20 protein-coding genes are annotated in these 22,799 nt (G+C 72.7%); 11 read left to right on the top strand and 9 right to left on the bottom strand.

Annotation, left to right across the window (positions count from 1 at the left end):
* Positions 1 to 4 precede the first annotated feature (4 nt).
* Positions 5 to 970: a glucosyl-3-phosphoglycerate synthase gene (locus tag HHX41_RS09785; RefSeq protein WP_182905640.1), complete on the bottom strand. Its 966-nt coding sequence runs from the start codon at positions 968 to 970 to the stop codon at positions 5 to 7.
* 91 nt (positions 971 to 1,061) lie between these two features.
* A complete protein-coding gene (locus tag HHX41_RS09780) occupies positions 1,062 to 2,534 on the bottom strand; it encodes a helix-turn-helix domain-containing protein (protein ID WP_249350017.1) in 1,473 nt (490 codons plus the stop codon).
* Between the two features lie 244 nt (positions 2,535 to 2,778).
* On the opposite strand from HHX41_RS09780, the gene aceA reads away from it, so the two are divergent.
* Positions 2,779 to 4,071 carry an isocitrate lyase gene (gene aceA / locus HHX41_RS09775; protein ID WP_169982446.1) on the top strand — a complete coding sequence of 431 codons (1,293 nt, stop codon included), beginning with the start codon at positions 2,779 to 2,781 and terminating at the stop codon, positions 4,069 to 4,071.
* A 105-nt stretch (positions 4,072 to 4,176) separates the two neighbouring features.
* On the opposite strand, the gene HHX41_RS09770 is transcribed toward aceA, so the two are convergent.
* From HHX41_RS09770 to HHX41_RS09760, 3 genes are all read right to left on the bottom strand, one after another.
* Positions 4,177 to 4,989 carry an ABC transporter ATP-binding protein gene (locus HHX41_RS09770; RefSeq protein ID WP_169982445.1) on the bottom strand — a complete coding sequence of 271 codons (813 nt, stop codon included), beginning with the start codon at positions 4,987 to 4,989 and terminating at the stop codon, positions 4,177 to 4,179.
* Between the two features lie 45 nt (positions 4,990 to 5,034).
* Entirely contained in the window at positions 5,035 to 6,699 is a 1,665-nt protein-coding gene (locus HHX41_RS09765) for a serine/threonine-protein kinase (protein WP_182905639.1), read from the bottom strand.
* Between the two features lie 169 nt (positions 6,700 to 6,868).
* Positions 6,869 to 7,849: an alpha/beta hydrolase gene (locus HHX41_RS09760; protein WP_182905638.1), complete on the bottom strand. Its 981-nt coding sequence runs from the start codon at positions 7,847 to 7,849 to the stop codon at positions 6,869 to 6,871.
* A 209-nt stretch (positions 7,850 to 8,058) separates the two neighbouring features.
* Here HHX41_RS09760 and HHX41_RS09755 point away from each other — a divergent pair, with 209 nt between their 5' ends.
* From HHX41_RS09755 to HHX41_RS09740, 4 genes are read left to right on the top strand one after another with little or no spacing between them, the layout of a single operon-like run.
* On the top strand, positions 8,059 to 8,352 hold the full coding sequence (locus HHX41_RS09755) for a hypothetical protein (protein ID WP_220503879.1): 294 nt from the start codon (positions 8,059 to 8,061) through the stop codon (positions 8,350 to 8,352).
* Positions 8,349 to 9,149 carry an ABC-2 family transporter protein gene (locus tag HHX41_RS09750; protein ID WP_310741887.1) on the top strand — a complete coding sequence of 267 codons (801 nt, stop codon included), beginning with the start codon at positions 8,349 to 8,351 and terminating at the stop codon, positions 9,147 to 9,149. The genes HHX41_RS09755 and HHX41_RS09750 overlap by 4 nt, the downstream gene beginning before the upstream one ends.
* Before the next feature lie 6 nt (positions 9,150 to 9,155).
* Positions 9,156 to 9,944 carry an ABC transporter permease gene (locus HHX41_RS09745; protein WP_182905636.1) on the top strand — a complete coding sequence of 263 codons (789 nt, stop codon included), beginning with the start codon at positions 9,156 to 9,158 and terminating at the stop codon, positions 9,942 to 9,944.
* Between the two features lie 3 nt (positions 9,945 to 9,947).
* A complete protein-coding gene (locus HHX41_RS09740) occupies positions 9,948 to 10,754 on the top strand; it encodes an ATP-binding cassette domain-containing protein (protein ID WP_169982440.1) in 807 nt (268 codons plus the stop codon).
* Here the strand turns inward: HHX41_RS09740 and HHX41_RS09735 are convergent.
* The 4 genes from HHX41_RS09735 to HHX41_RS09720 all read right to left on the bottom strand — a co-directional run bounded on the left by HHX41_RS09735 (position 10,678) and on the right by HHX41_RS09720 (position 14,448).
* Positions 10,678 to 11,154 carry a hypothetical protein gene (locus tag HHX41_RS09735; RefSeq protein ID WP_182905635.1) on the bottom strand — a complete coding sequence of 159 codons (477 nt, stop codon included), beginning with the start codon at positions 11,152 to 11,154 and terminating at the stop codon, positions 10,678 to 10,680. The two genes, HHX41_RS09740 and HHX41_RS09735, sit on opposite strands and share 77 nt — an antisense overlap.
* Before the next feature lie 64 nt (positions 11,155 to 11,218).
* A complete protein-coding gene (locus tag HHX41_RS09730) occupies positions 11,219 to 12,178 on the bottom strand; it encodes an ABC transporter permease (RefSeq protein WP_182905634.1) in 960 nt (319 codons plus the stop codon).
* Complete coding sequence (locus HHX41_RS09725) at positions 12,165 to 13,277, bottom strand: ABC transporter ATP-binding protein (RefSeq protein WP_310741885.1); 1,113 nt, start codon at positions 13,275 to 13,277, stop codon at positions 12,165 to 12,167. The genes HHX41_RS09730 and HHX41_RS09725 overlap by 14 nt, the downstream gene beginning before the upstream one ends.
* Positions 13,264 to 14,448, bottom strand: coding sequence for a DUF2092 domain-containing protein (locus HHX41_RS09720; protein ID WP_182905633.1), 1,185 nt, complete (start codon positions 14,446 to 14,448; stop codon positions 13,264 to 13,266). The genes HHX41_RS09725 and HHX41_RS09720 overlap by 14 nt, the downstream gene beginning before the upstream one ends.
* A 134-nt stretch (positions 14,449 to 14,582) precedes the next feature.
* On the opposite strand from HHX41_RS09720, the gene HHX41_RS09715 reads away from it, so the two are divergent.
* From HHX41_RS09715 to HHX41_RS09690, 6 genes are all read left to right on the top strand, one after another.
* Complete coding sequence (locus HHX41_RS09715; RefSeq protein ID WP_169982436.1) at positions 14,583 to 15,257, top strand: response regulator transcription factor; 675 nt, start codon at positions 14,583 to 14,585, stop codon at positions 15,255 to 15,257.
* Positions 15,258 to 15,296: 39 nt separating this feature from the next.
* A complete protein-coding gene (locus HHX41_RS09710; RefSeq protein ID WP_310741884.1) occupies positions 15,297 to 16,634 on the top strand; it encodes an ATP-binding protein in 1,338 nt (445 codons plus the stop codon).
* Between the two features lie 8 nt (positions 16,635 to 16,642).
* Entirely contained in the window at positions 16,643 to 18,061 is a 1,419-nt protein-coding gene (locus tag HHX41_RS09705) for an aspartate aminotransferase family protein (protein ID WP_182905631.1), read from the top strand.
* A gap of 95 nt (positions 18,062 to 18,156) precedes the next feature.
* The gene (locus tag HHX41_RS09700; RefSeq protein WP_182905630.1) at positions 18,157 to 19,878 is read left to right on the top strand and encodes a GAF domain-containing protein; all 1,722 of its coding nucleotides are present in this window, start codon (positions 18,157 to 18,159) and stop codon (positions 19,876 to 19,878) included.
* 194 nt (positions 19,879 to 20,072) lie between these two features.
* The gene (locus HHX41_RS09695; protein WP_182905629.1) at positions 20,073 to 22,421 is read left to right on the top strand and encodes a hypothetical protein; all 2,349 of its coding nucleotides are present in this window, start codon (positions 20,073 to 20,075) and stop codon (positions 22,419 to 22,421) included.
* Positions 22,422 to 22,509: 88 nt separating this feature from the next.
* The gene (locus HHX41_RS09690) at positions 22,510 to 22,734 is read left to right on the top strand and encodes a hypothetical protein (RefSeq protein ID WP_182905628.1); all 225 of its coding nucleotides are present in this window, start codon (positions 22,510 to 22,512) and stop codon (positions 22,732 to 22,734) included.
* Positions 22,735 to 22,799: the final 65 nt, after the last annotated feature.

Here is a 22,799-nt window from a genome sequence, read left to right as displayed (position 1 = left end):
CCGGTCAGCGCAATCGGGACGCGTACTGCGGGACCGTGGCCATCGGCGGGCGCTCGGCCACTCCGACGTGCCGCGTCAGCGGGCGGTGCCCGGTGGGGCCGCGTTCGAACTGGACGAGCCGCGCGGACGGCTCGTGCAACGGGACGATCTTGTTCTGGCGCTCCAGCCGCGCCCAGGCGGTGTGCATGATCTGCCCGGCCATCCCGCCGAGCGCCTCGGTCGACTGGTGGGAGTGGACTCTGCGGCCCAGATCGACCTGCGCGAGTGCGTCGAGCCCCACCAGGTCCAGCAGGTCGATGAGGAGCCCCAGCTCCACGCCGTACCCGGTGACGAACGGCACCCGTTCGAGAACCGCGCGGCGGCCGGCGTACTCGCCCGCGAGAGGCTGCACGAACCCGGCGAGCAGCGGCCAGTGCAGGTTGAGCAGCGGCCGGGCGACCAGCTCGGTGACCCTGCCCCCGGCGTTCGGCTCCGCCGCGCCGAGCAGCGGCCGGTCGTAGCACGCCTTCACGTATCCGACCGCGGGGTCGGTCAGCAGCGGCCCGAGCAGGCCGGTCACGAACGAGGTCCGGAACTCGCGCAGGTCCGCGTCGACGAACACCACCAGGTCGCCGGTGGTCACCGCGAGGGACTTCCACAGCGCCTCGCCCTTGCCGTCGTAGCGAGGATCGTGCAGCTCGGGCAGGATCTCGTCCTGCGCGAAGACCTTCGCCCCGGCGCGTAAGGCCCGGGCCGCCGTGTCGTCCGACGACCGGGAGTCGATCACGACCAGCTCGTCCACGAGCGGCACGGCCTCGACGAGGTCACGGCGCACGGCCGAGACGATCTCCCCGACCGTCTCCTCCTCGTTCCTCGCGGGCAGCACCACCGAGATCGAGGCGTCTCCCTTGGCGGACAGCAGGGCGCGGGCCGGCCAGTCGGCCGCCGACGAGGTACGCCGACTCAGCCAGGCCTCCACCTCAGGCAGCACGCCCGTCCTCCCCCTGTCCGCCGGCTTCACTGGCATCACCTTATGCGGCGGCCGGAGGAGGCGATCAGCACGGGGCGTACACCGGGACCGCTCAGCCGTGGGCGGCGTGGCGCTCCAGGAACGCGTACACGTCGGCCTCGTCGACGCCGGGGAACGACCCGGGCGGCAGCGCGGCCAGCACGTGGGAGTTGGCGCGCGCCGACGGCCAGGCGTAGCCCTCCCAGCGCTGCGCGAGCTCGGCCGGAGGGCGGCGGCAGCACTCGCCGTTGGGGCAGTTCGACTTGGTGCGGTGGGTGGTCTCGCGTCCCCGGAACCACCGCGACTCCCGGTACGGCACGCCCAGCGTGATCGCGAAGTCCTTCTCCTGTGACGGGTCCACGTGCGCGACGCAGAAGTACGTGCCGGTGGGCGAGTCGGAGTACTGGTAGTACAGCGAGAACCGGTCGGGTGAGAGGAAGACCTGGCGGCCCGACCACTGCTGGCACAGTCGCTGCCCCTCGATCGCGCCCTGCTCGTCGGCGGGGAAGACGATCCCGTCGTTCTCGTACGCCTTGTAGATGATCCCGCCGGCGTCGTTGCGGACGAAGTGGCACACCAGGTCGAGGTGGCGGGTGGCCAGGTTGGTGAACCGGTGCGCCGCCATCTCGTACGACACCGCGAACACGTCGCGCAGGTCCTCCACCGACAGCGCCTTGTCCTGCTTGGCCTCCCGCAGGTACGGCACGGCCGCCGCCTCGGGGACGAGGACGGCCGCGGCGAAGTAGTTGGCCTCCACCCGCTGGCGCAGGAAGTCGGCGAAGTCGCGCGGCTTGTGGTGCTGGAGCGCGATGTGCCCGAGCGTCTGCAGCAGCACGGTCCGCGGCGTGTGCATGCCCAGTTGCTGGCGCTTGACGTAGATGCGCCGGTTGCGCAGGTCGGTCACCGAACGCGCCGAACGCGGCAGGTCGGGCGCGGTGTGCACGGCGAACCCGAAGTGCGACACCAGCGCCTGGACGGTGCTTTCCGACAGCGCGCCGGTCCGGTAGCCGACGGCGGTCAGGGCCTCGGCGGCGGCCTTCTCGATCTCCTCGAAGTAGTTGCCCAGCTCGCGCTGCTTGCGCCGCAGCTCGGCGTTGGCGGCCCGCGCCTCCTCCGGCGTGGCCGTCCCCTTCGCCTCCCTGGCCTTGAGCTCCTCGAACAGGCCGAGGATGTGCTCCAGCACGTCGTTGGGCACCCGAGCGGAGACCTTCAGGCGGCTCAGTCCGAGCCCCGCGTAGAGCGGGTCGCGCTGGGCCTCCTCCAGGGCGATCTCGAGCTGGGCCCGCCGGTTCGGCGCCTGCCTGCGCAGCAGCTCCTCCACCGGCACGTTCAGCGCGGCGGCCAGCGACTTCAGCAGCGAGAGCTTGGGCTCGCGCTTGCCGTTCTCCAGCAGCGACAGCTGGCTGGGCGCGCGCCCGACGCGGTCGCCGAGCTCGGAGAGCGTGAGACCGCGTTGCTTGCGCAGGTGCTTGAGCCGCTGGCCGAAGGCCAGGAGATCGAGCTCGTGCGTCAAAGACAGCGGTTCTTCGCCCAGGACGGAGGTCATGACCCGATCTTATGCGGAAAATCGGTGTTTCTTCCAGCAGCACGTGATCCACCTCACACGGATTGGTCTAGTCCACATCGAAAACTTCGCGTTTCTTCACCTCTAAATACCCGTCAGTCTTGCTTGCTCCAGAAATTTTGAAGTTCTTTCTGCTGGTGTCGCCTTGTGAGTGTCTTGATATCGACACAAACTCGGAAGCAAGCCCCAGGTGACGACAACGTACGCAACAAGGGAGTGACCGGAGATGTCGGACCGCCTCACCGCCGCCGCCCAGCGGCTGCAGCAGGACTGGAACACCAATCCGCGATGGAGCAACGTCGAGCGGAGCTACACGGCCGAGGACGTCGTCCGACTGCGCGGCTCGGTGCAGGAGGAGCACACGCTGGCAAGGCTCGGCGCGGAGCGCCTGTGGGATCTCCTGCACCACGAGGACTACGTCCACGCCCTGGGCGCGCTGACCGGCAACCAGGCGGTCCAGCAGGTGAAGGCGGGCCTCAAGGCCATCTACCTGTCGGGCTGGCAGGTGGCGGCCGACGCCAACCTCAGCGGCCACACCTACCCCGACCAGAGCCTCTACCCGGCCAACTCGGTCCCCGCCGTGGTCCGCCGGATCAACAACGCGCTGCTGCGGGCCGACCAGATCAGCTGGGCCGAGGGCGACGAGGGGGCCCCGCACTGGCTGGCGCCCATCGTGGCCGACGCCGAGGCCGGCTTCGGCGGCGTGCTCAACGCGTTCGAGCTGATGAAGGCCATGATCGCGGCCGGCGCCGCGGGCGTGCACTGGGAGGACCAGCTCGCCTCGGAGAAGAAGTGCGGCCACCTCGGCGGCAAGGTGCTGATCCCCACCGGCCAGCACATCAAGACCCTGAACGCGGCCCGCCTCGCGGCCGACGTGGCGGGCGTGTCCTCTCTGGTCATCGCGCGGACCGACGCCCAGGCCGCGACGCTGCTGACCAGCGACGTGGACCCCCGCGACCGCGCCTTCTGCACCGGTGACCGCACCGCCGAGGGCTTCTACCGGGTCCGCAACGGCGTCGACGCCTGCATCGCCCGGGGCCTGGCCTACGCGCCGTACGCCGACCTGCTGTGGATGGAGACCTCCACGCCCGACCTCGACGTGGCCCGCGAGTTCGCCGAGGCGATCAAGCGGGAGTACCCCGACCAGATGCTGGCCTACAACTGCTCGCCGTCGTTCAACTGGCGCAAGCACCTCGACGACGCGACGATCGCCAAGTTCCAGCGCGAGCTGGGCCACATGGGGTACAAGTTCCAGTTCATCACCCTGGCCGGCTTCCACTCGCTGAACTACTCGATGTTCGACCTGGCCAGCGGCTACGCCGAGGAGGGCATGACGGCGTACGTCGGGCTCCAGGAGGCCGAGTTCGCCGCCGAGCGGCGCGGCTACACCGCCACCCGCCACCAGCGGGAGGTCGGCACCGGATACTTCGACCTGGTCAGCACGGCCATCGCGCCGGACTCCTCCACGACGGCCCTGAAGGGCTCGACGGAGGAGGCACAGTTCGCCGGGGCTCACTAACCACAGCGGACACAGGTCGGTGGCGGCCCCGCCGCCGATCCGCAGGTCACCCCCACGGGGATCTGACGGATCGGCGGCGGGGCCTCGCCGTGCCCGGCGCCGGTGTCAGACGCGCAGCGCGCGGGCGTACCAGCGGCCGTCCAGCGAGTCGATGCGCAGCCGCCGGCCGAAACAGTCCGACAGGTTCGGACCGGTGAGCACCTCCTCCACGGGACCGGCGGTGACGATGCGGGTGTCCCGCATCAGCAGCGCGTGCGTGGTGGTGGCCGGCACCTCCTCCAGGTGGTGCGTGACCATCACGGTCGTGAGCCCCTGCCGGGTGCGGGCCAGGTCCTCCAGGGCCTCGATCAGGTCCTCCCGCGCCGGCAGGTCGAGACCCGCGAACGGCTCGTCGAGAAGCAGGATCGCCGGGTCGGCCATCAGTGCCCTGGCCACCCGGATCCGGGCCCGCTCCCCCTGCGAGCACACCTGGAACCGCCGGTCGGCGAGGTCCTTGCAGCCGAGGTCGGCCAGCAGCCGGTGGGCCCGCTCCCGCTCCTCGTCGCCGTACCGGTCCCACAACGGCGCGCTCGTCGCGGTGTGCCCGGTGAGCACGACGGTCAGCGCGGTGGCGCCCTCCTCCTCCAGCAGCGACTCGTCCACGAGCCGCTGACTGGCCGCCACCAGGCCGATGCTCCGGCGCAGTTCCCGCAGGTCGACCCGGCCGAGCCGGCGCCCGAGCACCGTGGCCGTCCCCGAGCTCGGGTGGCGTACGGCCGCGGCGACCGAGAGCATCGTCGTCTTCCCGGCGCCGTTGGGGCCGAGGATCACCCAGTGCTGGCCGTGCTCCACCCGCCAGTCGGCCCCGGTCACCAGGGTCCGGCCGACCACGCGGACGGTCACGTCGTCGAGTTCGAGAGCTGCGTCCATCACGTCCATGGGCACACAGCATGCTGCATGGGCGTCCCTGCTCACCACGGCGTGTCAGGGGATGGACGGCGCCAGGGTGGACACCACACCGGGCGACTCGCTCACCGGCGGCGGGGGCGGGCTGGACGGCGGCGACTCTCCGTCCCCCCACTGCGGCTCGGCGGTGACCCCCGTCGACGGCGCCGGGGAATGGCCCTGCCCGGGGTGCCCCGGCTGTCCGGAGTGCCCGGGCTGCCCGGACTGTCCGGGCTGTGGTGGCGGGGACGGCCGGGCAGGGCGGCAGTCCCTCGGCCGCCCGGTGCCGCAGTGCCCGTCCGCCGGCGGGCGCAGCGTCACCCCGGCCGACGGCGGCGTGGGCACCGTGGTGGTCCGCTCGCCGTCCGGGGTCGCCGTCCCGGGCGGCGGCATGGTCCGGGTGGCCGTCACGGTCACCCTGGGCCGGGCGGCGTCCGCGATGGGCACCACCGGCGGCCGCGAGGTGCCGAGCTTGTCCTTCGGCGGCAGGGCGCCGTCCTCGCCTGGGACGACCACGGGCAGCGCGGGCGGCGGATCCGCCGTGCTCTCCATGCGGGCCGCCCCGGTGCCCGCCGCGACCACGGTCATCGCGGCGATCGTCACGGTGGCGAGCGCGGTGAAGCCCGCGTGGGACATCTGCGCCCCCGAGCGCGCCGCGCGGCGCCGGGCCGCCCTGCCCTGTGCCGCTCCCTGTGCCGTCCCCTGTGCCGCTCCCCGCGCCGCGCCGGCCCGGGTGCGCACCCCGCGTGCGGCAGCCCGGCCGGGGGCGGTGCCCGCCGGGTGGGGCACGGGCTGCCAGATCTCGTCGAGCACGGCGGCGACCGCGCGCCGGGGGTCGGCGGTCGCGTGGACCCCGCCCGCGGCGAGCAGGAAGGCGAGCAGCCCGGCCGCGTCGGGGCGGTCGGCCGGCTCCCGCCGCAGCGCCGCCGCCACGCCGTCCCACAGCGGCTTCGGCACGGCGTCGATCCGGGGCTCCTCGACCAGGATGCGCCGCGTGAGCACGTCGAGGTCGCCGGCGCCGAACGGATGCTGCCCGGTCGCCGCGAACGCGACCAGGCAGCCCCAGGAGAAGACGTCCGAGGCGGGGATGGCGTGATGGCCCCGCAGCCGCTCGGGCGCCACCCAGCCCGGGCTGCCCATGATCTGCCCGGCCTGTGTGTGCGCCATCGCGACGTCGAGGTCGCGGGCTATCCCGAAGTCGATGACGAACGGCCCGCGCGGCGACAGCAGCACGTTGCCGGGCTTCAGGTCCCGGTGGACCAGCCCGGCCTCGTGGGTGGCCACCAGCGCGGCGGCGGTGCCGAGGGCCACGCCGTACGCGAGGTCGGGCGTGAGCGGCCCCCGGGCGGCGATGACCTGGGAGAGCGCGGGGCCGGGGACGTACTCGGTGACGAGGTAGGGCCGGTCGCCGTCGAAGCCGTCCTCGATGACGGCGGCCGTGCAGAACGGCACCACGCGGCGGGAGAGCGCGATCTCCTCGGCGAACCGGGCCCGCAGCGTGGGGTCGCCCAGGTGCATCGGATGCGGCGTCTTCAGGGCGACCTGCCCTCCGCCGGGATGCTCGGCCAGGTAGACCACGCCCATTCCGCCGCTGCCCAGCCGGCCGAGCAGCAGGTAGCGCCCGACGACGACCGGGTCGCCCACGGTCAGCGGGCGCACACCGGGAGGCATGCCGTTCTGGAAGGCCGTTCCGCCACGTGCCATACGGAAGCTACCTCTCTCGAAGTGCCGCACAGCCACTGTGGCCGCTTGGAACGCGCCACGCGCTCAACTAGCGCCAAGCGGCATGAGAGGTAAGCCCAATGGCACCTCCAGGTAAGGTCAGCCGGAGAAACCCCAGGTCACATTGGTCCCATTGACCCCAAAATGACCCCTACGCGGCCTCTGCGCCCGCGGCGGAGCGGTGGACGTCGACGGCGTCGAGGAAGCGGGAGACGTGATCGAAGAACAGGCGGCCCTCGGGGAGGACGTCGGCGAGGAGGGGGAAGATGTGCGGCATGCGGTTCCACTCCTCGTAGGTCACCTGCACGCCGTTCTCACGGGCGCTGAGGGCGACGTGGCGGGCCTCGTCGCGCAGGACCTCGGTGGAGCCGGTGACGATCATCAGCGGGGGGATCCCGGTGTAGTCGCCGTATACGGGGGACACGAGGGGGTCGAAGCAGTCGAGGCCGTCGGTCCAGCGGCGGGCGAGCCAGTCGACACGGCCGGCGGGGAGCATGGGGTCCGCCCAGACGTTGGCGCGGCGGCGGCTGGAGCTGAGGTCGGCCCAGGGGGACAGGCAGATCCCGGCGGAGGGGAGGGGCATGCCGCGGTCGCGCAGGGACAGCAGCGTGGCCAGGGTGAGGTGGCCTCCGGCGGAGTCCCCGGCCAGCACGATGTCCTGGGCGTCGTATCCGAGGTCGAGCAGGCACTCGTACGCCTGGAGCGCGTCCGTCAGCGACTCGGCGAGGGAGTGGACCGGCCCCTGGCGGTAGTCGAGCGAGAACACCGGGCGGCCGGTGACGGCCGACAGCCGCCATGTGATCGGCCGGTGGGTGGCCGGGGAGCAGACGAAGTAGGCGCCGCCGTGGAAGTAGAGCACCACCTTGCCCTCGTCCAGGCCCGTCCCGCCGTGCACCCATTCCCCGGTGCACGAGCCGAATCCGTCTGGAACGATGGACACGTGCTTGGGGAGCATGCCCGGGACCCGCTCGCCGAGGCAGCTGATGCGGCTGGCAACGGCCATCCCCCTGGTGTTGCGCACGAGAATGGTGGAGATCGGCTTCATGGTGCCCCGCAGAACCCCGTTGATCGCGGCCGCCTGCCAACTGACCGGATATTCCGGACGGATGTCTACATTCAGCTCATGCTCCATGCAAGCCTCCCAAAAGGGACATTCCCCATTAGGTCAACCGTTCTACCGGCTGGCATGTTTCACTCCGCTTACAGCAGTGTTACGAGCAGGTAACGGCTGGAGGTCATGAGGCTCCCATGGACGAATATTCGAGGGCTCAGCTGCCCCGGAAGCTCGGTGTCAAGCCCGGCCACCGGGTGCTGCTGGTAAACGCTCCGCAAAATATTCGTATGGACGGCGATGAAGGGGACGACGGAAATCCCGAGCCGTATGACGTGATCGTGATTTTCTGCCCCGACAAGGCCGCGCTGGCGGCCGCGTTCCCGCGGGCGCGCGAGCGCCTGGCCCGGGACGGCGGGCTCTGGGTGAGCTGGCCCAAGAAGGCGAGCGGCGTCGCCACCGACCTGTCCGGCGACCTCGTCCGCGCCTTCGGGCTCGGCGAGGGCCTGGTGGACAACAAGGTGTGCGCCGTGGACGAGGTGTGGTCGGGGTTGCGCTTCGTCCGCCGCCTCGCCGACCGGTGATCCCCGGCCACGGCGCCGCCGTCTCCCTCTACCCGCGGCTCGCCTGGTACGGCTTCCGCAGGCACGCGGCCTACTGGGCCGCCGCGCTGGCCGGGGCCTTCACCAACACCGTCTTCGGGGTGCTCCGCGCGTACGTGCTGATCGCGCTGTGGCAGGCCCGGCCGGGGCTCGGCGGGTACGACGTCGCGGCGGCGGTGACCTTCACGTTCCTCACGCAGGCGTTCATCGGGCCCATGCAGCTGTTCGGCGGCGGCCTGGACCTGCCGCAGCGGATTCGCAGCGGCGACGTCGCGCTCGACCTGGTCCGCCCGGCGTCCCTGCAGGCGTGGTGCCTGTCGGAGGACCTGGGCCGGGCGGCGTACCTGTTCGCCGTCCGCGGCGCCCCGCCGGCCCTCGTCGGCGCATCGCTGTTCGGCATCCTCGCCCCGCGCGCGCCGGCCGCGTTCCTCGCGAGCGTCGCCCTCGGCGTGGTCGTGAGCTTCGGGTGGAGGTACATCATCGCGCTGGCGACGTGCTGGGTCATGGACGACCGGGGCCTCGCGACGCTGTCCATGGTGCTCACCACGTTCTTCAGCGGGCTCATGCTGCCCCTGACGATCTTCCCCGGGTGGTTCGGCGAACTCGCCCGCGCGCTGCCGTGGTCGGCGATGGCCCAGGTGCCCGCCGACGTCTACCTCGGCACGGCCGAGCCCGCCCGCGCCCTTGCCTTCCAGGCACTGTGGGCCGCCGTCCTGCTGGCCCTGGGCGCGCTCATGACCCGTGCCGCCCGCAGGAAGGTCGTGATCCAGGGTGGCTGAGCGGTCGTGATCAGGACGTACGCGCTGCTCGCCTGGGCCTGGACGCGGGCCGCGGCGCAGTACCGGCTCTCGTTCGCGCTCACGACGGCGGGCGCCTTCGTCGTCGGCGGCCTCGACATCGCGGTGATCTGGGTGATCTTCGCCAACACCGACTCACTGGCCGGCTTCGGCCTGGCCGAGGTCATGTTCCTGTACGGCGCGTCGGAGCTGGCCTTCGCGCTCGCCGACATGCTGTTCGGCAACGTCGACCGGATCAGCCAGCACATCAGGGCAGGCACCCTCGACGTCATGCTGATCCGGCCCGCGTCGCTCTTCGTGCAGGTGGCGGCCGACCGCTTCACCCCGCACCGGATCGGCCGGGCCGTACAGGCCGCCGTGGTGCTGGGCGTGGCCCTGACGCGGCTGGAGATCCCGCTCGGCCGCGTCTGGATGGTGCCCGTCATGGTGGCGTCGGGGGCCGTGATCTTCACGGCGTTGTTCACGCTGGGCGGCGCGCTGCAGTTCCTGCTCACCGACGCCCCCGAGGTGGCCAACGCGCTCACCTACGGCGGGGCGATGCTCAACCAGTATCCGCTGAGCGTCTACGACGCCCGCATCGTCCGGGGGCTGACCTTCGTGCTGCCCCTGGCGTTCGTCAACTGGCAGCCGGGCCTGTTCGTGCTCGGCCGGCCCGACCCGCTCGGGCTGCCGTCCTGGACGGGTTTGCTGTCCCCCGCCGCCGCGCTCGCGCTGGCCGCCGTCGCGGCGCTCGCCTGGCGGGCGGGGATCCGCCGCTACCGATCGACGGGGAGCTGAACAGTGATCGAGGCAGACGGGGTCGGCAGGACCTTCACGGTCCGCCGCCGGGTCGTGCACGCCGTACGGGACCTGTCCTTCCGCATCGCGGCCGGGGAGTTCGCCGCCTTCCTCGGCCCGAACGGCGCGGGCAAGTCCACCACGATCAAGATGCTGACCGGGATCCTCACACCGACCTCGGGCCGGGTCACCGTGGCCGGTCTCGACCCCTCCCGGCGGCGTACGGCTCTCGCCCGCAGGATCGGCGTCGTCTTCGGCCAGCGGACGACGCTGTGGTGGGACCTGCCGCTGCGGGACAGCCTGGAACTGGTCCGGCTCCTGTACAAAGTAGATCGCAAGGTGTTCCGGGAGCGGCTGGACGAGCTGTGCGACCTGCTCGACCTGGGCGCCTTCCTGCGGACGCCGGTGCGCCAGCTCAGCCTGGGCCAGCGGATGCGGGGCGACATCACCGCCGCCCTACTGCACGATCCCGCCGTGCTGGTGCTCGACGAGCCGACGATCGGGCTCGACGTGGTCAGCAAGGCGGAGGTGCGCGACTTCCTGCGCCGGCTGAACGCCGAGCGCGGGACGACCGTGCTGCTGACCACCCACGACCTGGGCGACGTGGAGCGGCTGTGCCGCCGCGTGTTGCTGATCGACCACGGCCGGCTGGCCTTCGACGGCACGGTGGACGACCTGCGCGCGACGGTGCCGGAACGCGCGTCGATCGAGGACGTGGTGGCCGAGCTCTATCTCAGAAGCCGAGCGACTCCTCGTACTCCTCCTCCTGCTCCTCTTCCCGCTCGCGACCGGCCCAGCGGGACGGCATGAGCACCGGGAGGAACAACGCGACGCCGAGCAGGCCGTACACGCCGGTGGACAGCAACGTGAGCATGCCCCGGCCGGCCTGCAGCAGCTCGGCCTGCACCGACGGCCCGGTGGGCACGAGGCTCGCGGCACGCGACACGTCGAGGACGTAGACCACGGTCCAGGCCAGCAGCGCCATCGACGGGACGAACGTCGCCAGCGGGGACACCCGGCCGACCAGCACCAGCCCGAGCAGCAGGCCCACGACGGCCATCACGCCCAGGGCGATCAGCATGCGGGTGTCCTTGGCCGGGTCGATGCTCTGGGCCGCTCCCCGGACCGCCTCCTGGGAGGCCCATCCACCACCGAGGAGAAGAGCCGCCCCGACGACAACGCCCAGGAGCAGCCCGAAGAAGTGCCGCATGAACACCACCTTGGGTGAGAGGTCCGCGGCAACACTAGCGACAAAGAACGGTAAAGGGCAGCACTTACGCCGTGATGTCCTTGCTCGTGAAGCGCGCCCAGGCGACGGACCCGGCGACGAGGGCGTAGGCGGCGAAGGCGAGCAGCCCCTGTCCCATCTGGTCGAACGCCACCGGCGCCCGCAACGCCCCGTCGAACGCGCCCCACCACGAGGTCAGCAGGAACGGCCGCACGGCCGCGACCTGTGGGATCGCGGACAGGACCTGGCTGACCACCACCAGCACGACGCTCGATGCCACCGCCCCGATCGGCGCCTCGGTCAGTGTGGACACCGCGAGCGCGACCGCGCCGAGCGCGGCCATCCCCGCGGCGGCGTACAGGACGACCACCCCCACGCGCAGCAGGGCGCCGCCCGCCGGGATCGTCGTGCCGGACAGCAGCGTCACCGGCCCGACCGGGAACAGGACCAACCCGGCCGCCAGCGCCGACAGCGCCACCACCGCGCACGCCGCGAGGCAGAAGACCACGACGTTGGCGTACTTGACCGCGAGCAGCCTGGTGCGGCCCGCCGGGGCGACGAGCAGGTAGCGCAGGGTGCCCTGGGCGGCCTCGCCGGCGATCGCGTCGCCCGCCACGACCGCCACGGTCAGGGGCAGCACGATCGGCATCATCGCGACGAACGCGGCGAACGTCAGCATCAGGCCGTTGCCCGCGATCTGCCCGACGATCGAGCCGCCCACGTCCTCACCCGACGCGACCCGCACCGCGACGCCGACCAGCACCGGCACCACGGCCAGCACCCCGAGCATCGCGAGGTTGCGCGGGCGGCGGAACGTCAGGCCGATCTCGGAGGCCAGCAGCCTCGTCAGATGGCGCGTCGTCCGCCCCGCCGACGGCACGCCCGCTGCGGGCCCGGTGGCGTGGGCGGACGGCCGCTCCTCCCGCGCCGGCGGCCCGGCCTCCTCCCCCGGCCGGACCCCGGACACGGCCTCGGACACGGCTGTCGCGTTCTCACGCACCGACATCGAACCCCTCCCCCGTCAGCCCGACGAAGATCTCCTCGAGCGTGGGCCGGACCACGCCGAACCCGCGTACGGCCACGCCCTCGCCGACGAGCAGCGCGCAGAGCCGTTCCGGCGCCTCCTCGCCGGCGACCGCCGTCACCTCGCCGTCCCCCGCGCGCACCTCGCGCAGCCCGGCCCGGGACAGCACGGCCGCCGCCGCGCCGACGTCCGGCGTCTCCACGCGCAGGCGCGCCTGTTCGCCCGACGCTCGAAGGGCGGCGATCGGCCCCTGGGCGACGAGCCTGCCGGTGCGCATGACGCCCACGTGGGTGCACATCTGCTCGACCTCGCTCAGCAGGTGGGAGGAGACGAAGACGGTCGTGCCGTCCTCGGCGATCCTCCTGATCAGCGTGCGCACCTCCCTGGTGCCCTGCGGGTCGAGGCCGTTGGTCGGCTCGTCCAGCACGAGCAGCTCCCTCGGGACCAGCAGCGCGGCGGCGATGGCCAGGCGCTGGCGCATGCCGAGCGAGTAGTTCCGGTAGCGCTTTCCGGCCGCCGCCGTCAGCCCGACGCGCTCCAGCGCCGCGCCGATCCTGGCCCGCGCCGTACGCGGGTCGGCCCCCGGGCCGGCCGCGTCCAAGCGGCGCAGGTTCGCCTCGCCCGACAGGTACGGGTAGAAGGCCGGCCCCTCGACCACCGCGCCGACGCGCGGCAGCGCCCGCGCCAGCCCGGCGGGCATGGGCGTGCCGAGCAGCGACCACGTGCCGGCGGTCGGGGCGACCAGGCCGAGCAGCATGCGGATCGTCGTGGTCTTGCCCGAGCCGTTGGGGCCGAGGAAGCCGAAGACGGCGCCGCGCGGCACCGCCAGGTCGACCGCGTCGACCGCCACCTGGCCGCCCCGGAAGCGCTTGGTGAGACCGGACGTGACGATGGCGTGCGCGCCCGCGCCCTCGGAGGAGGGCGAGGGTGCCCCGGCGTCGTCCCGGAGCGCCCCCGCGCGCGTGCCCACCGTCACCGCGTCCACCGTGATGTCCATCCGGCTGTCCACCGTGATGTCCCGCGTGATGTCCTCCGCGATCCCGTCCGTCCGCGGTGCGTGGGCCGGGTCATCTCTTCTCACCCGCCGCCCGGTAGAGGGCCTCCGGGGTGACGGCGCCGGCGAGCAGGCGGCCGTCGTCGGTGATCAGGATCGACACCACCTTCGTGCGCAGCAGCCTGCCGCTCCCCCACGCCCCGCTGACCGGGGTGGCCGACGAGCGCACGCCGTCGAGCAGCGCCGCGAGATCCACGCCGTCCCGCTCGCCGTCCCGCTCGCCGGACCGTTCGGCGGGGGCGTCGGGCAGGGACGTGACGAGCACGCTGTCCCAGCCCGAGCCGACGACGCGGCCCCGGTCGCGGGCCTCGGCGGCCGCCTCCGGCCGGTGCCCGGCGGAAGGCACGGCGGTCCCCTCCTCGACCTTCGCGCCGGGCGGCGGCGTGAAGGCGAAGTTCTCCGGGGCGGGAGCGGTGAACGACAGCGACTCGAAGCCGACCTCGAAGACCGGCTCGGCCGCGCCCTTCGCGTACACCTGGACACGCAGCGGCATCAGCTTCTCTCCGTCGAGCGCCACCCGGACGTCCTTGATCAGCGAGTCGGCCGCCTTGGGCGTCAGCACGATCTGGTAGGCCGCGCGGCCCGCGACCGTCACGTTCTCGCCGACGCCGATCGCGGTGTCGGTGCCGGCCGCCTCCAGCGCCTGCCGCGCGGCCTGCTCCGGCGTCGCGAACCGCGTGTCGAACGGCGTCGCGGATCCGGGCCGCATCGGGAAGGCGCCCTCCGGCCTGCCGCCGGTGGCCGCCGGAGCGGTCATGCGGGTCGCCTTGTTCGCGGCGCTGTCCCACAGCCACACCTCGTCGCCGTCGGCGATGAGGTCGGTCTCGCTCATCTCCCCCGGCAGCATGAGGCGGAACCGGTTCTCCCCCGCGTACCAGATCTTGAGCTGGTGCGACCCCGACAGCAGCGACGCCGGCGAGGCCCCGGCCGACCCGGGCGGCCCGGACAGGCCCGACAGGCCGGGCAGCGCGGGCAGGCCGAGCGACGCCGTCTCGACGATCGTGCCGGACATCTGCGGCATCCGGCCGTTCTGCCAGGTGCGCGCGACCTCGGCCAGCAACTGCTCCGCCGTACGGTCCGGCAGCGACGGGTCGCTGCGCACCGCCGCGATCACCGGGCCGGTCCCCACGGCCGCCGCCACCACGGCCACCGCCGCCACCGGCACTCCCCACCTCACGGCTCGGGCTCTCTTCGCCATCTCACATCTCCCACTATGGGCGGAAACCTGACGACTCGAGACTGCCGGGAGGTTCCTGTGCCGACGCTGAGACGGGCTGAGAGGCCTCTCAGGCACGCCGCACCCGCACGGACGAAAGGGGCCACACTGGGGCAATGCGGGTTCTGGTGGTGGAGGACGAGCGGCGGATGGCGGCGGCGCTGCGCCGCGGACTGCAGGCGGAGGGCTTCGCCGTCGACCTGGCGCACGACGGCCACGAGGGCCTGCACCTGGCCCGCGTCGGCGACTACGACGTGGTCGTGCTCGACATCATGCTGCCCGGCATGTCCGGCTACAACGTGTGCAAGCAGCTGCGCGCGGAGGAGAACTGGGTGCCGATCCTCATGCTGTCGGCCAAGGACGGCGAGTACGACATGGCCGACGGGCTCGACCTCGGCGCCGACGACTACCTCACCAAGCCGTTCTCGTACGTCGTGCTGGTGGCCCGTCTCCGGGCGCTGCTGCGCCGGGGCGGCGGCCGCAGGCCCGCCGTGCTGCGCGCGGGCGACCTGTCGCTCGACCCCGCGGCCCGGCACGTCGCGCGGGGCGAGGAGCCGGTCGAGCTGACGCCCAGGGAGTTCGCGCTGCTGGAGTATCTGATGCGCCGGCCGGGCGAGGTGGTGTCGAAGCCGGAGATCCTGGAGCACGTGTGGGACACCTACGACACCGATCCGAACGTGGTCGAGGTGTACGTCGGGTATCTCCGCAGGAAGATCGACACGCCCTTCGGGCGCGCCGCCCTGCAGACCGTGCGCGGAGCCGGATACCGGCTCGCGAGCGACGGCGGCTGAGCCGTGCGCCCGCCCGATCCCCCCGTTCTCGCGCGCCCCGTGACGTGGTGGCGGCGGCAGAGCCTGCGGTTCCGGGTGACCGCCGCCGCGACCGCCGTGCTGGCGCTCGCCCTCGCCGTGTCGGCGTACGTGTTCGTCGCGGTGCTCGGCGAGGCGCTCGTCCGCCGCATCGACGACCAGGTCTACCAGCGGGGCCGTGAGATCGTCGCGCTGTCGGACGCGGACCGGCTGTCCGATCCCGTCGTCTCGGCGGACAACACGATCGTCCAGGTGCTCGACCGGGACGGGCGCATCGTCGACGCCACCCCCAACACCGACCGCCTGGTCCCCCTGCTGCCGGCGGAGGCGCGGGAGGCCGCCGTGCGCACCGGCGAGCCCCTCTTCCTGGACGGCAGGCCGTACGCGCTGCCGGGGCCGCTGCGGGTGCGGGCGCTCAGCGCGGATCGCGGCGTGACGGTGATCGTGGCGCGGTCGTTCGCCGAGGTGGAGAGCAGCCTGGTGACCACCGGGCACGTGCTTGCCGTCGGCGTGCCGCTCCTGCTCGCGCTGCTGGCGGCGGTCTCGTGGCTGGTCGTCGGGCGCACGCTGCGGCCCATCGCGCTGCTGCGGCGGGGCGCGGCCGAGGTGGGCGCGACGGCGCGGTCGCGGCGGCTGCCGGTGCCCGAGGCCCGCGACGAGGTCCACGCGCTCGCGACCACGCTCAACGACATGCTCGGGCGGCTGGAGGAGGCCGACGCGCGCCAGCGGGCGCTGGTCTCCGACGCCGCGCACGAGTTGCGCAGCCCGCTCGCGAGCATCCGGCTCCAGCTGGAGGTCGCACTCAGCCACCCGGAGGGGCAGGACTGGAAGGAGACGGCGGAAGGGGTGCTGGAGGACACCCTCCGGCTGTCCCGGCTCGCCGAGGACCTGCTCGCGCTCGCCCGGCTCGACGAGGGCCGCCTGGGCCGGCGGGAGCCGGTCGACCTGGCCGAGCTCGCCCGCCGTACGGCCGAGCGGCACGGCCTCGACCTCGACCTCGCGCCCGGGCCGTCTCCCGTCGTGCTCGGCGACGCCCTGGACCTGCGGCGGGTGCTCGCCAACCTGGTCGGCAACGCCCTGCGGCACGCGGCGTCGGCGGTCCGGATCGGCGTACGCGCCGACGGGGCGGTCGCGGAGCTGACCGTCGCCGACGACGGGCCGGGCATCCCGCCGGAGGACCGCGAGCGGGTCTTCGACCGGTTCACCCGGCTCGACGACGCGCGCAGCCGCGACGACGGCGGCGCCGGGCTCGGTCTCGCGATCGTGCGCACCACGGTCGAGGCCCACGGCGGTACGGTCCATCTGGAGGACGCCTCCCCCGGACTGCGCGCCGTCGTCCGGATCCCCCTGGCACGTTGAGGAGTTCCATGCTTCCCGACCACGGCAGGCCCGTCGCCGAACTGCTCGCCGAGCTCACCGCCCTGAAGGCGGCCGACCTGCCGGTCCGCGGCGGCAAGGTGACGGCCTACGTCTACGACACCGGCCTGCCGGAGGTGCACGAGGCCGCGCACCGGGCGTACGCGGAGATGCTCGAGGTCAACATGCTCGACCCGACGGCCTTCCCCAGCATGGTCGCGCTGGAGCGTCAGGTCGTCGGGGCGGTCGCCGAGCTGCTCGGACGTCCCGGCGCGCCGGGGATCTTCACCAGCGGCGGCACCGAGTCGATCATGCTGGCGGTGAAGGCGGCCCGCGACGCCCGCCCCGGCGCCACCCGGGTCGTGCTGCCGGTCACCGCGCACCCGGCGTTCCACAAGGCCGCGCACTACCTCGGCATGGAGATCGTGCCGGTCCCGGTGGACCCGGCCGGCTACCGCGCCTCGGTCCCGGCGTTCGAGGACGCGCTGGACGAACGGACCGCGCTGGCCGTGGTCTCGGCGCCGTCCTATCCGCAGGGCGTCGTCGACCCGGTCGAGGAGGTCGCCGCGCTCGCCGCCTCGCGCGGCGTGCCGTGCCACGTGGACGCCTGCGTCGGCGGCTGGCTGCTGCCGTGGCTGCGCGAGGCCGGGGCCGCGATCCCGCCCTTCGACCTGAGCGTGCCCGGCGTCACCTCGATCTCCTGCGACCTGCACAAGTTCGGGTACGCGCCGAAGGGGGCATCGGTGCTGCTGTTCCGCGACGCGGAGCTGCGCCGCCGGGCCTACTTCGCCTCGGCGGCCTGGCCCGGCTACACGATCATCAACGCGACCGTGCAGAGCTCGCGCTCGGCCGGGCCGCTCGGCGGCGCCTGGGCGACCCTGCAGGCCCTCGGCCGGGAGGGCTACCTGGAGCTCGGCCGCAGGACGCTGGAGGCGACCCGGCGGCTGGCCGACGGCGTCGGGAAGATCCCCGGCCTGCGGGTGCTCGGTGAGCCGGAGGCCGCGCTGGTCGCCGTCGCCGGCTCCGCCGAGGTGGACGTCTTCGTGCTCGCCGACGAGGCGCGCCGGCTCGGCTGGTTCCTCCAGCCGCAGCTGTCGTACGCCGGGATCCCGGCCAACATCCACGTGACGGTCACCGGCGTGACGCTGGCCGGGGTGGACGCGATGCTGGAGGTGATCGCGGAGGCGGCCGAGGCCGCCCGGAAGCGAGGGCCGGCCGAGGTGCCGCAGGGCCTGCCCGAGCTGATCGCGTCCATCGACCTCGACGCGCTGGACGACGCCACGTTCGCCGAGCTCGCCGCGTCGGTGGGCATCGACCTCATCGCCACCGGGCAGCCCGGGATGGCCGTCGTGAACGCCGTGCTCGACGCGCTGCCGGCCGCGGCCCGCGAGGCGGTCCTCGTCCGGTTCCTGTCGGTCCTGTACTCCTGAGCCGCCTCTCGCGGAGGAGGCCCTCGGCCCCGGTGAGCGCCCCCCGGTTCTCCCGGGGTGGGCACGGGCGTGCCGGTGATGCCAAACTTCGCCTTATGAGGGAGAACGAGCAGCGGTCGCTGGTTCCCAGCATGCGGCTGGACGATTTGCTGGCGGAGTTGCAGGCGCGTCTGGAGGCAGTGCTCGCCACGCGTGACCGGGTGCACGCGCTGCTGGAAGCGGTCGTGTCGATCGGCAGCGATCTGGACCTGGAGGTGGTGCTGCGGCGGATCGTGGCGACCGCCACCACGCTGGTGGATGCGACCTACGGGGCGATGGGCGTGATCGGGGAGGAGAACACGCTCGTCCAGTTCGTGCCGGTGGGCTTGAGCGAGGAGGAGATCGCCAGGATCGAGCACTGGCCGCACGGGCTGGGCCTGCTCGGTCTGCTGATCAAGGAGCCGCAGACGCTGCGGTTGTCGCACATCGCCGAGCATCCCGAGTCCTATGGGTTCCCGCCGGGTCATCCGCCGATGGGGAGTTTCCTGGGTGTGCCGATCCGGGTGCGTGACGAGGTGTTCGGCAATCTGTATCTGACCGAGAAGCGCGGGGGCGGGGACTTCGACGAGGACGACGAGGCGATCGTGGTGGCGCTCGCCACGGCCGCGGGTGTGGCGATCGAGAACGCGCGGTTGTACGAGGACAGCCGGCGGCGGGAGACCTGGCTGCAGGCCTCGGCCGACATCACGACCCGGTTGTTGTCCGGTGGCGAGCCGCAGGAGGTCCTCACGCTGATCGCGCGGCGTGCCCGTGAGATGGCCGACGCCGACGCCGCGGCGATCCTGCTCCCGGGCAAGGGCGACGACACCCTGCACGTGGCACTGGAGGACGGCGCACCGGCCGACGACGGGCAGCAGGGCGTCCGTCTCGTCGGCGACGAGGTCGCGATCGAGGGGTCCCTGGCGGGCCGGGCGTTTCTCAGCGGCGAACCGCTGGCGCTGGACGATCTCGACCACAACCAGGTGCGTCTGGTCTGGGCCGACGACCCGCCGGTGGGCCCGGCCGGCGCCGTGCCGCTGGGTGCGCCGGGAGCCGTGCGCGGGGTGCTCGCCCTGGTCAAACGCTCGGGACGGATGCCGTTCAGCCAGTCCGAACTACGGACACTGCACGCCTTCGCCGGACAGGCCGCCGTCGCCCTGGAACTGGCCGAGACCCGCCGCGACGCCGAACGGCTCGGCCTGCTGGAAGACCGCGACCGCATCGCCAAGGACCTGCACGACGTCGTCATCCAACGCCTGTTCGCCGTGGCCATGACCCTGATGAGCGCGGTACGCCTGGTCGAACGCCCCGAAGCCTCCTCCCGCCTGCAGAACGCGATCGACGAGCTCGACACCACCATCCGCCAGATCCGCTCGACCATCTTCGCCCTGCAGACCCCGCGCGAGCACACCGCGCCCAGCCTCCGCGCCCAGATCGTCGACCTGGTCGAAGGCGCCCGCGGCCACCTGGGCTTCATGCCCGGCCTGAGCCTGGAGGGCCGCCTCGACAACGACGTGCCCCCCGAGGTCGCCGAACACCTGCTCGCCGTGCTCCGCGAGGCCCTGTCCAACCTCGTCCGCCACGCCAAAGCCCGCCGCGCCGACGTCACCGTCCACGCCGCCGACGGGCACCTGACGCTCCTGGTCCAGGACGACGGCGTCGGCATCCCATCCGAAGGCCGCCGCAGCGGCCTGCGCAACCTCGCCGACCGCGCCGAACGACTCGGCGGCGCCTTCGACGTCACCTCCCCCGAGGCCGGCGGCGCCCGCCTCGAATGGACCGTCCCGCTGCACGGATGAGACCCCTCCCCTACGCCGGCGGATCCTCGCCGGCGTAGGCGCCGTCCGGCGGCGGGTGGCGAAGGTCACCGCCGCCGCACGTCACTCGGCCCGCCACGCCATGCCTTCCGCCCGTGGCCACCGCCGCCGGGCGCGGCGAGGCTGAGGCCAGGGCCGCTCCCGGTCCGGTCCCGAAGTAGTCCGGGGTGAGGACCATGGCGGCCGAGCCGAACCCTCTGTCCGAGGACCCGGCGTTGTTCGACATGTACATGACCGCGCTGGACCGGGTGATGGCGCGGCCGGAGATCAGGAGCGCGCTGGCCGACCTCCGCCTGCCCGGAAGCGCGGTGCGGTCGAGGCTGCTGATCGGTGCGCACCGGGTGCTGAGCCTCGCGCCGGACGAGTACGCCGCGTACCGGGCCGAGCTGTCCAGACGTACGCACGTCGGCCGTGAGGAGCTGCCGGGTCCGGATCCGCCCCACGAGCAGGTCGTGCTGCGGTACCTGAGCCGCGGAATCGCCGGGGCGGGGACAGTCATTATCGCGTTCGGCGCCCTCGCCCGGTGGTGGGACTGGTCGTGGATCGCACTCTGGGCAGGAGGCTCGGCGGTGACGGCGGCCGCCGCGGCGCACCTGCTGTCGAAGCCGCGCATCGGGCTCATCATCGGACACAAGATCCTGCTCCCGGGACTGATCCCCGACTGGTATTCGCCGCTCACGCTCGCGCGCGACCGTCTGATCGTCGCGGTGAGCCGCGTCGAGCTCCTCGCCCAGGTGCGGACGCTCCTCAACACGATGCGGGAGAACCGCTTCGACCACGCCTTCTCGGTGAGCAGCAGCCCCGGCCTGAGCGAGGTGTACGACAGCGCGTACAACGTGGACACCCACACCATCGACCAGGTCGACGCACTGATCAGGAGCGTCGCGGGGATCAGCCTCGGCATCGCCGGTCCCCGGGGGTCGGGCAAGTCGACGATCGTGCGGCGCTACTGCTCCCCCGGGTCGCCCCCGGCCGCTCCCGGCGAACCTCCGGGCGCGACGGGCGATGACCTGCGGTGCATGGTCTCCGCGCCCGTCGACTACGCGGCGCGCGACTTCGTGCTCCATCTGTTCGCGACGTTCTGCCGGGCCGTCGTCGCCCATTACGCCACTCCCCGGCACGCGGGCCGGGCGGCGTTCCGCAGGCGCGTACGCGGGCTCAGGCGCGTCCTGGCCGAGCGGGCCGGAACCGTCGTCAATCATGTACTCGTCCTGCTCCTCATGCTCGTTGCGGCAGAGCCGGTCTCGGCCTCCCTGGGAGTGCCGGCGGTATGGATCGTCACGCCGGCGGCGGCCCTCGGTCTGCTCGGACTCGCGCGCCGGACGAAGCGGTGGAGCGGCCTGCTCGTACGGCGGCGCGCGTCCCGGCGTGCCCGGGCGGGCATCGTGGCCGCGGCCCGGCGCAACCTGCTCAGGGTGCGGTTCCTGCAGTCGCGCACCCTCGGGTGGTCGAGTGGGGTCAAACTGGCCGCCGGGTTCGAGGGCCAGGTGACGGGAAGCGTCACCCACGCGGAACAGCCACTCAGCTATCCGGAGGTCGTGGAGCAGTTCCGATCCTTCGCCCACCGGGTCGCCACGTTCGCGCACGCGCGAGGGGAGAACGTGTTCGTCGGGGTGGACGAACTCGACAAGATCGGGTCCGCCGATCAGGCCGAGCGGTTCCTCAACGAGATCAAGGGCATCTTCGGCGTTCCGCACGTGTACTTCATGATCTCGGTGTCCGACGACGCCCTCATGGCCTTCGAGCGGCGGGGCATCCCGGCGAGGGACGCCTTCGACAGCTCCTTCGACGAGATCGCGCGCGTCGGGCTGCTCGACTACGCGGAGAGTCGCAGGCTCCTGTACCGCCGGGTGATCGGGCTGAGCGAGCCGTACGTCGCGTTGTGTCACGTGTTGTCGGGAGGGCTGGCCCGCGACCTGATCCGGTCGGCGCGCCAGTTGGTGCGCATCGGCGCCTCCATGATGGCGGGAGACGCCGGCGAGGAGCCGTCCGCGCTCGTCATGGAGGCCGACCGGTACGTGCTCGCGATGGAGGACGTCGCCGGGCGGGGGACCGCCCTCGCGCCACCCTCGCTCGGCGACCTGTGCTCCGCGCTGGTCCGGGACGAGCTGACCCGCAAGGCCCGGGCGATCGGCCATGCGCTCGGTGTCGCCTGCCCGAGCGGCGGCGGAGATCTCGAGGAGGTCCTCTACGACATCGGTCACGCGGGCGGCGCCGCCAAACCGCCGATGGAGATCATCGACGCCGTGCTGAAGGGGGAGCCGGGCGAATCCGCGGACGCGGCCCGCCTTCGCCTCGACTTCGCCGCCTACGCCTATTTCTGCTCCGCTCTGCACGACGTGTTCGGAGAGTCGCTCGGCCACGACCGCATGCGCGAATGCGCCGGCGGCGGGGAGTGTCCGGGCAGCTTCGACGCGCTCGCGAACGCGCGGCACGCGTTCGTGGTCGACCCACGGATCGCGTGGGCCAGGGTGACCGCCTGCAGACGGGCGTGGCACCTCGAGGTGCGGGAGATCCCTGGCTGACCACGGTGACAGAGTCGCGGATCATGAACCGGCTGCGCGCTCATGGCACGACCGCGCCCGCCGCAGGCGCGACCGCAGCCCGCAGGTGGTGCTGGCCGCGGACATTGCCAGTGCTGTATTCGAGGCCGGTCTGCCGCTGTACGACAGCGACCGCCAGAGCTCGCTCGGCGGTGTGTACCTCGGCCGCGCGTGGCAGGCAGACGGCTACACCGTGCTCTGGGCTCAGCACGACCGGCAAGCCCGCCTTGACGTGCGCGGCTATCAGGTGTTCGCCGACGTGCAAAACGTGATAGGGCCATCGGGGTGCGACTGATTCGAAGGGACGTGGTGTGCACCGCGCGCGGCCCCTACCGCCATCGTCCTTATCGATAGTTGATC

This window comes from Microbispora sp. H13382 (assembly GCF_014161445.1).
GTDB lineage: Bacteria > Actinomycetota > Actinomycetes > Streptosporangiales > Streptosporangiaceae > Microbispora.
This window is presented reverse-complemented; position numbering and strand designations above follow the sequence as displayed.

Bases quoted from the DNA above. Each gene is read 5' to 3' on its own strand.
- HHX41_RS09780 (WP_249350017.1), bottom strand. From the start codon at position 2,534: ATGACCTCCGTCCTGGGCGAAGAACCGCTGTCTTTGACGCACGAGCTC.
- aceA (WP_169982446.1), top strand. From the start codon at position 2,779: ATGTCGGACCGCCTCACCGCCGCCGCCCAGCGGCTGCAGCAGGACTGG.
- HHX41_RS09770 (WP_169982445.1), bottom strand. From the start codon at position 4,989: ATGGACGTGATGGACGCAGCTCTCGAACTCGACGACGTGACCGTCCGC.
- HHX41_RS09765 (WP_182905639.1), bottom strand. From the start codon at position 6,699: ATGGCACGTGGCGGAACGGCCTTCCAGAACGGCATGCCTCCCGGTGTG.
- HHX41_RS09760 (WP_182905638.1), bottom strand. From the start codon at position 7,849: ATGGAGCATGAGCTGAATGTAGACATCCGTCCGGAATATCCGGTCAGT.
- HHX41_RS09755 (WP_220503879.1), top strand. From the start codon at position 8,059: ATGGACGGCGATGAAGGGGACGACGGAAATCCCGAGCCGTATGACGTG.
- HHX41_RS09735 (WP_182905635.1), bottom strand. From the start codon at position 11,154: ATGCGGCACTTCTTCGGGCTGCTCCTGGGCGTTGTCGTCGGGGCGGCT.
- HHX41_RS09730 (WP_182905634.1), bottom strand. From the start codon at position 12,178: ATGTCGGTGCGTGAGAACGCGACAGCCGTGTCCGAGGCCGTGTCCGGG.
- HHX41_RS09720 (WP_182905633.1), bottom strand. From the start codon at position 14,448: ATGGCGAAGAGAGCCCGAGCCGTGAGGTGGGGAGTGCCGGTGGCGGCG.
- HHX41_RS09715 (WP_169982436.1), top strand. From the start codon at position 14,583: ATGCGGGTTCTGGTGGTGGAGGACGAGCGGCGGATGGCGGCGGCGCTG.
- HHX41_RS09705 (WP_182905631.1), top strand. From the start codon at position 16,643: ATGCTTCCCGACCACGGCAGGCCCGTCGCCGAACTGCTCGCCGAGCTC.
- HHX41_RS09700 (WP_182905630.1), top strand. From the start codon at position 18,157: ATGAGGGAGAACGAGCAGCGGTCGCTGGTTCCCAGCATGCGGCTGGAC.
- HHX41_RS09695 (WP_182905629.1), top strand. From the start codon at position 20,073: ATGGCGGCCGAGCCGAACCCTCTGTCCGAGGACCCGGCGTTGTTCGAC.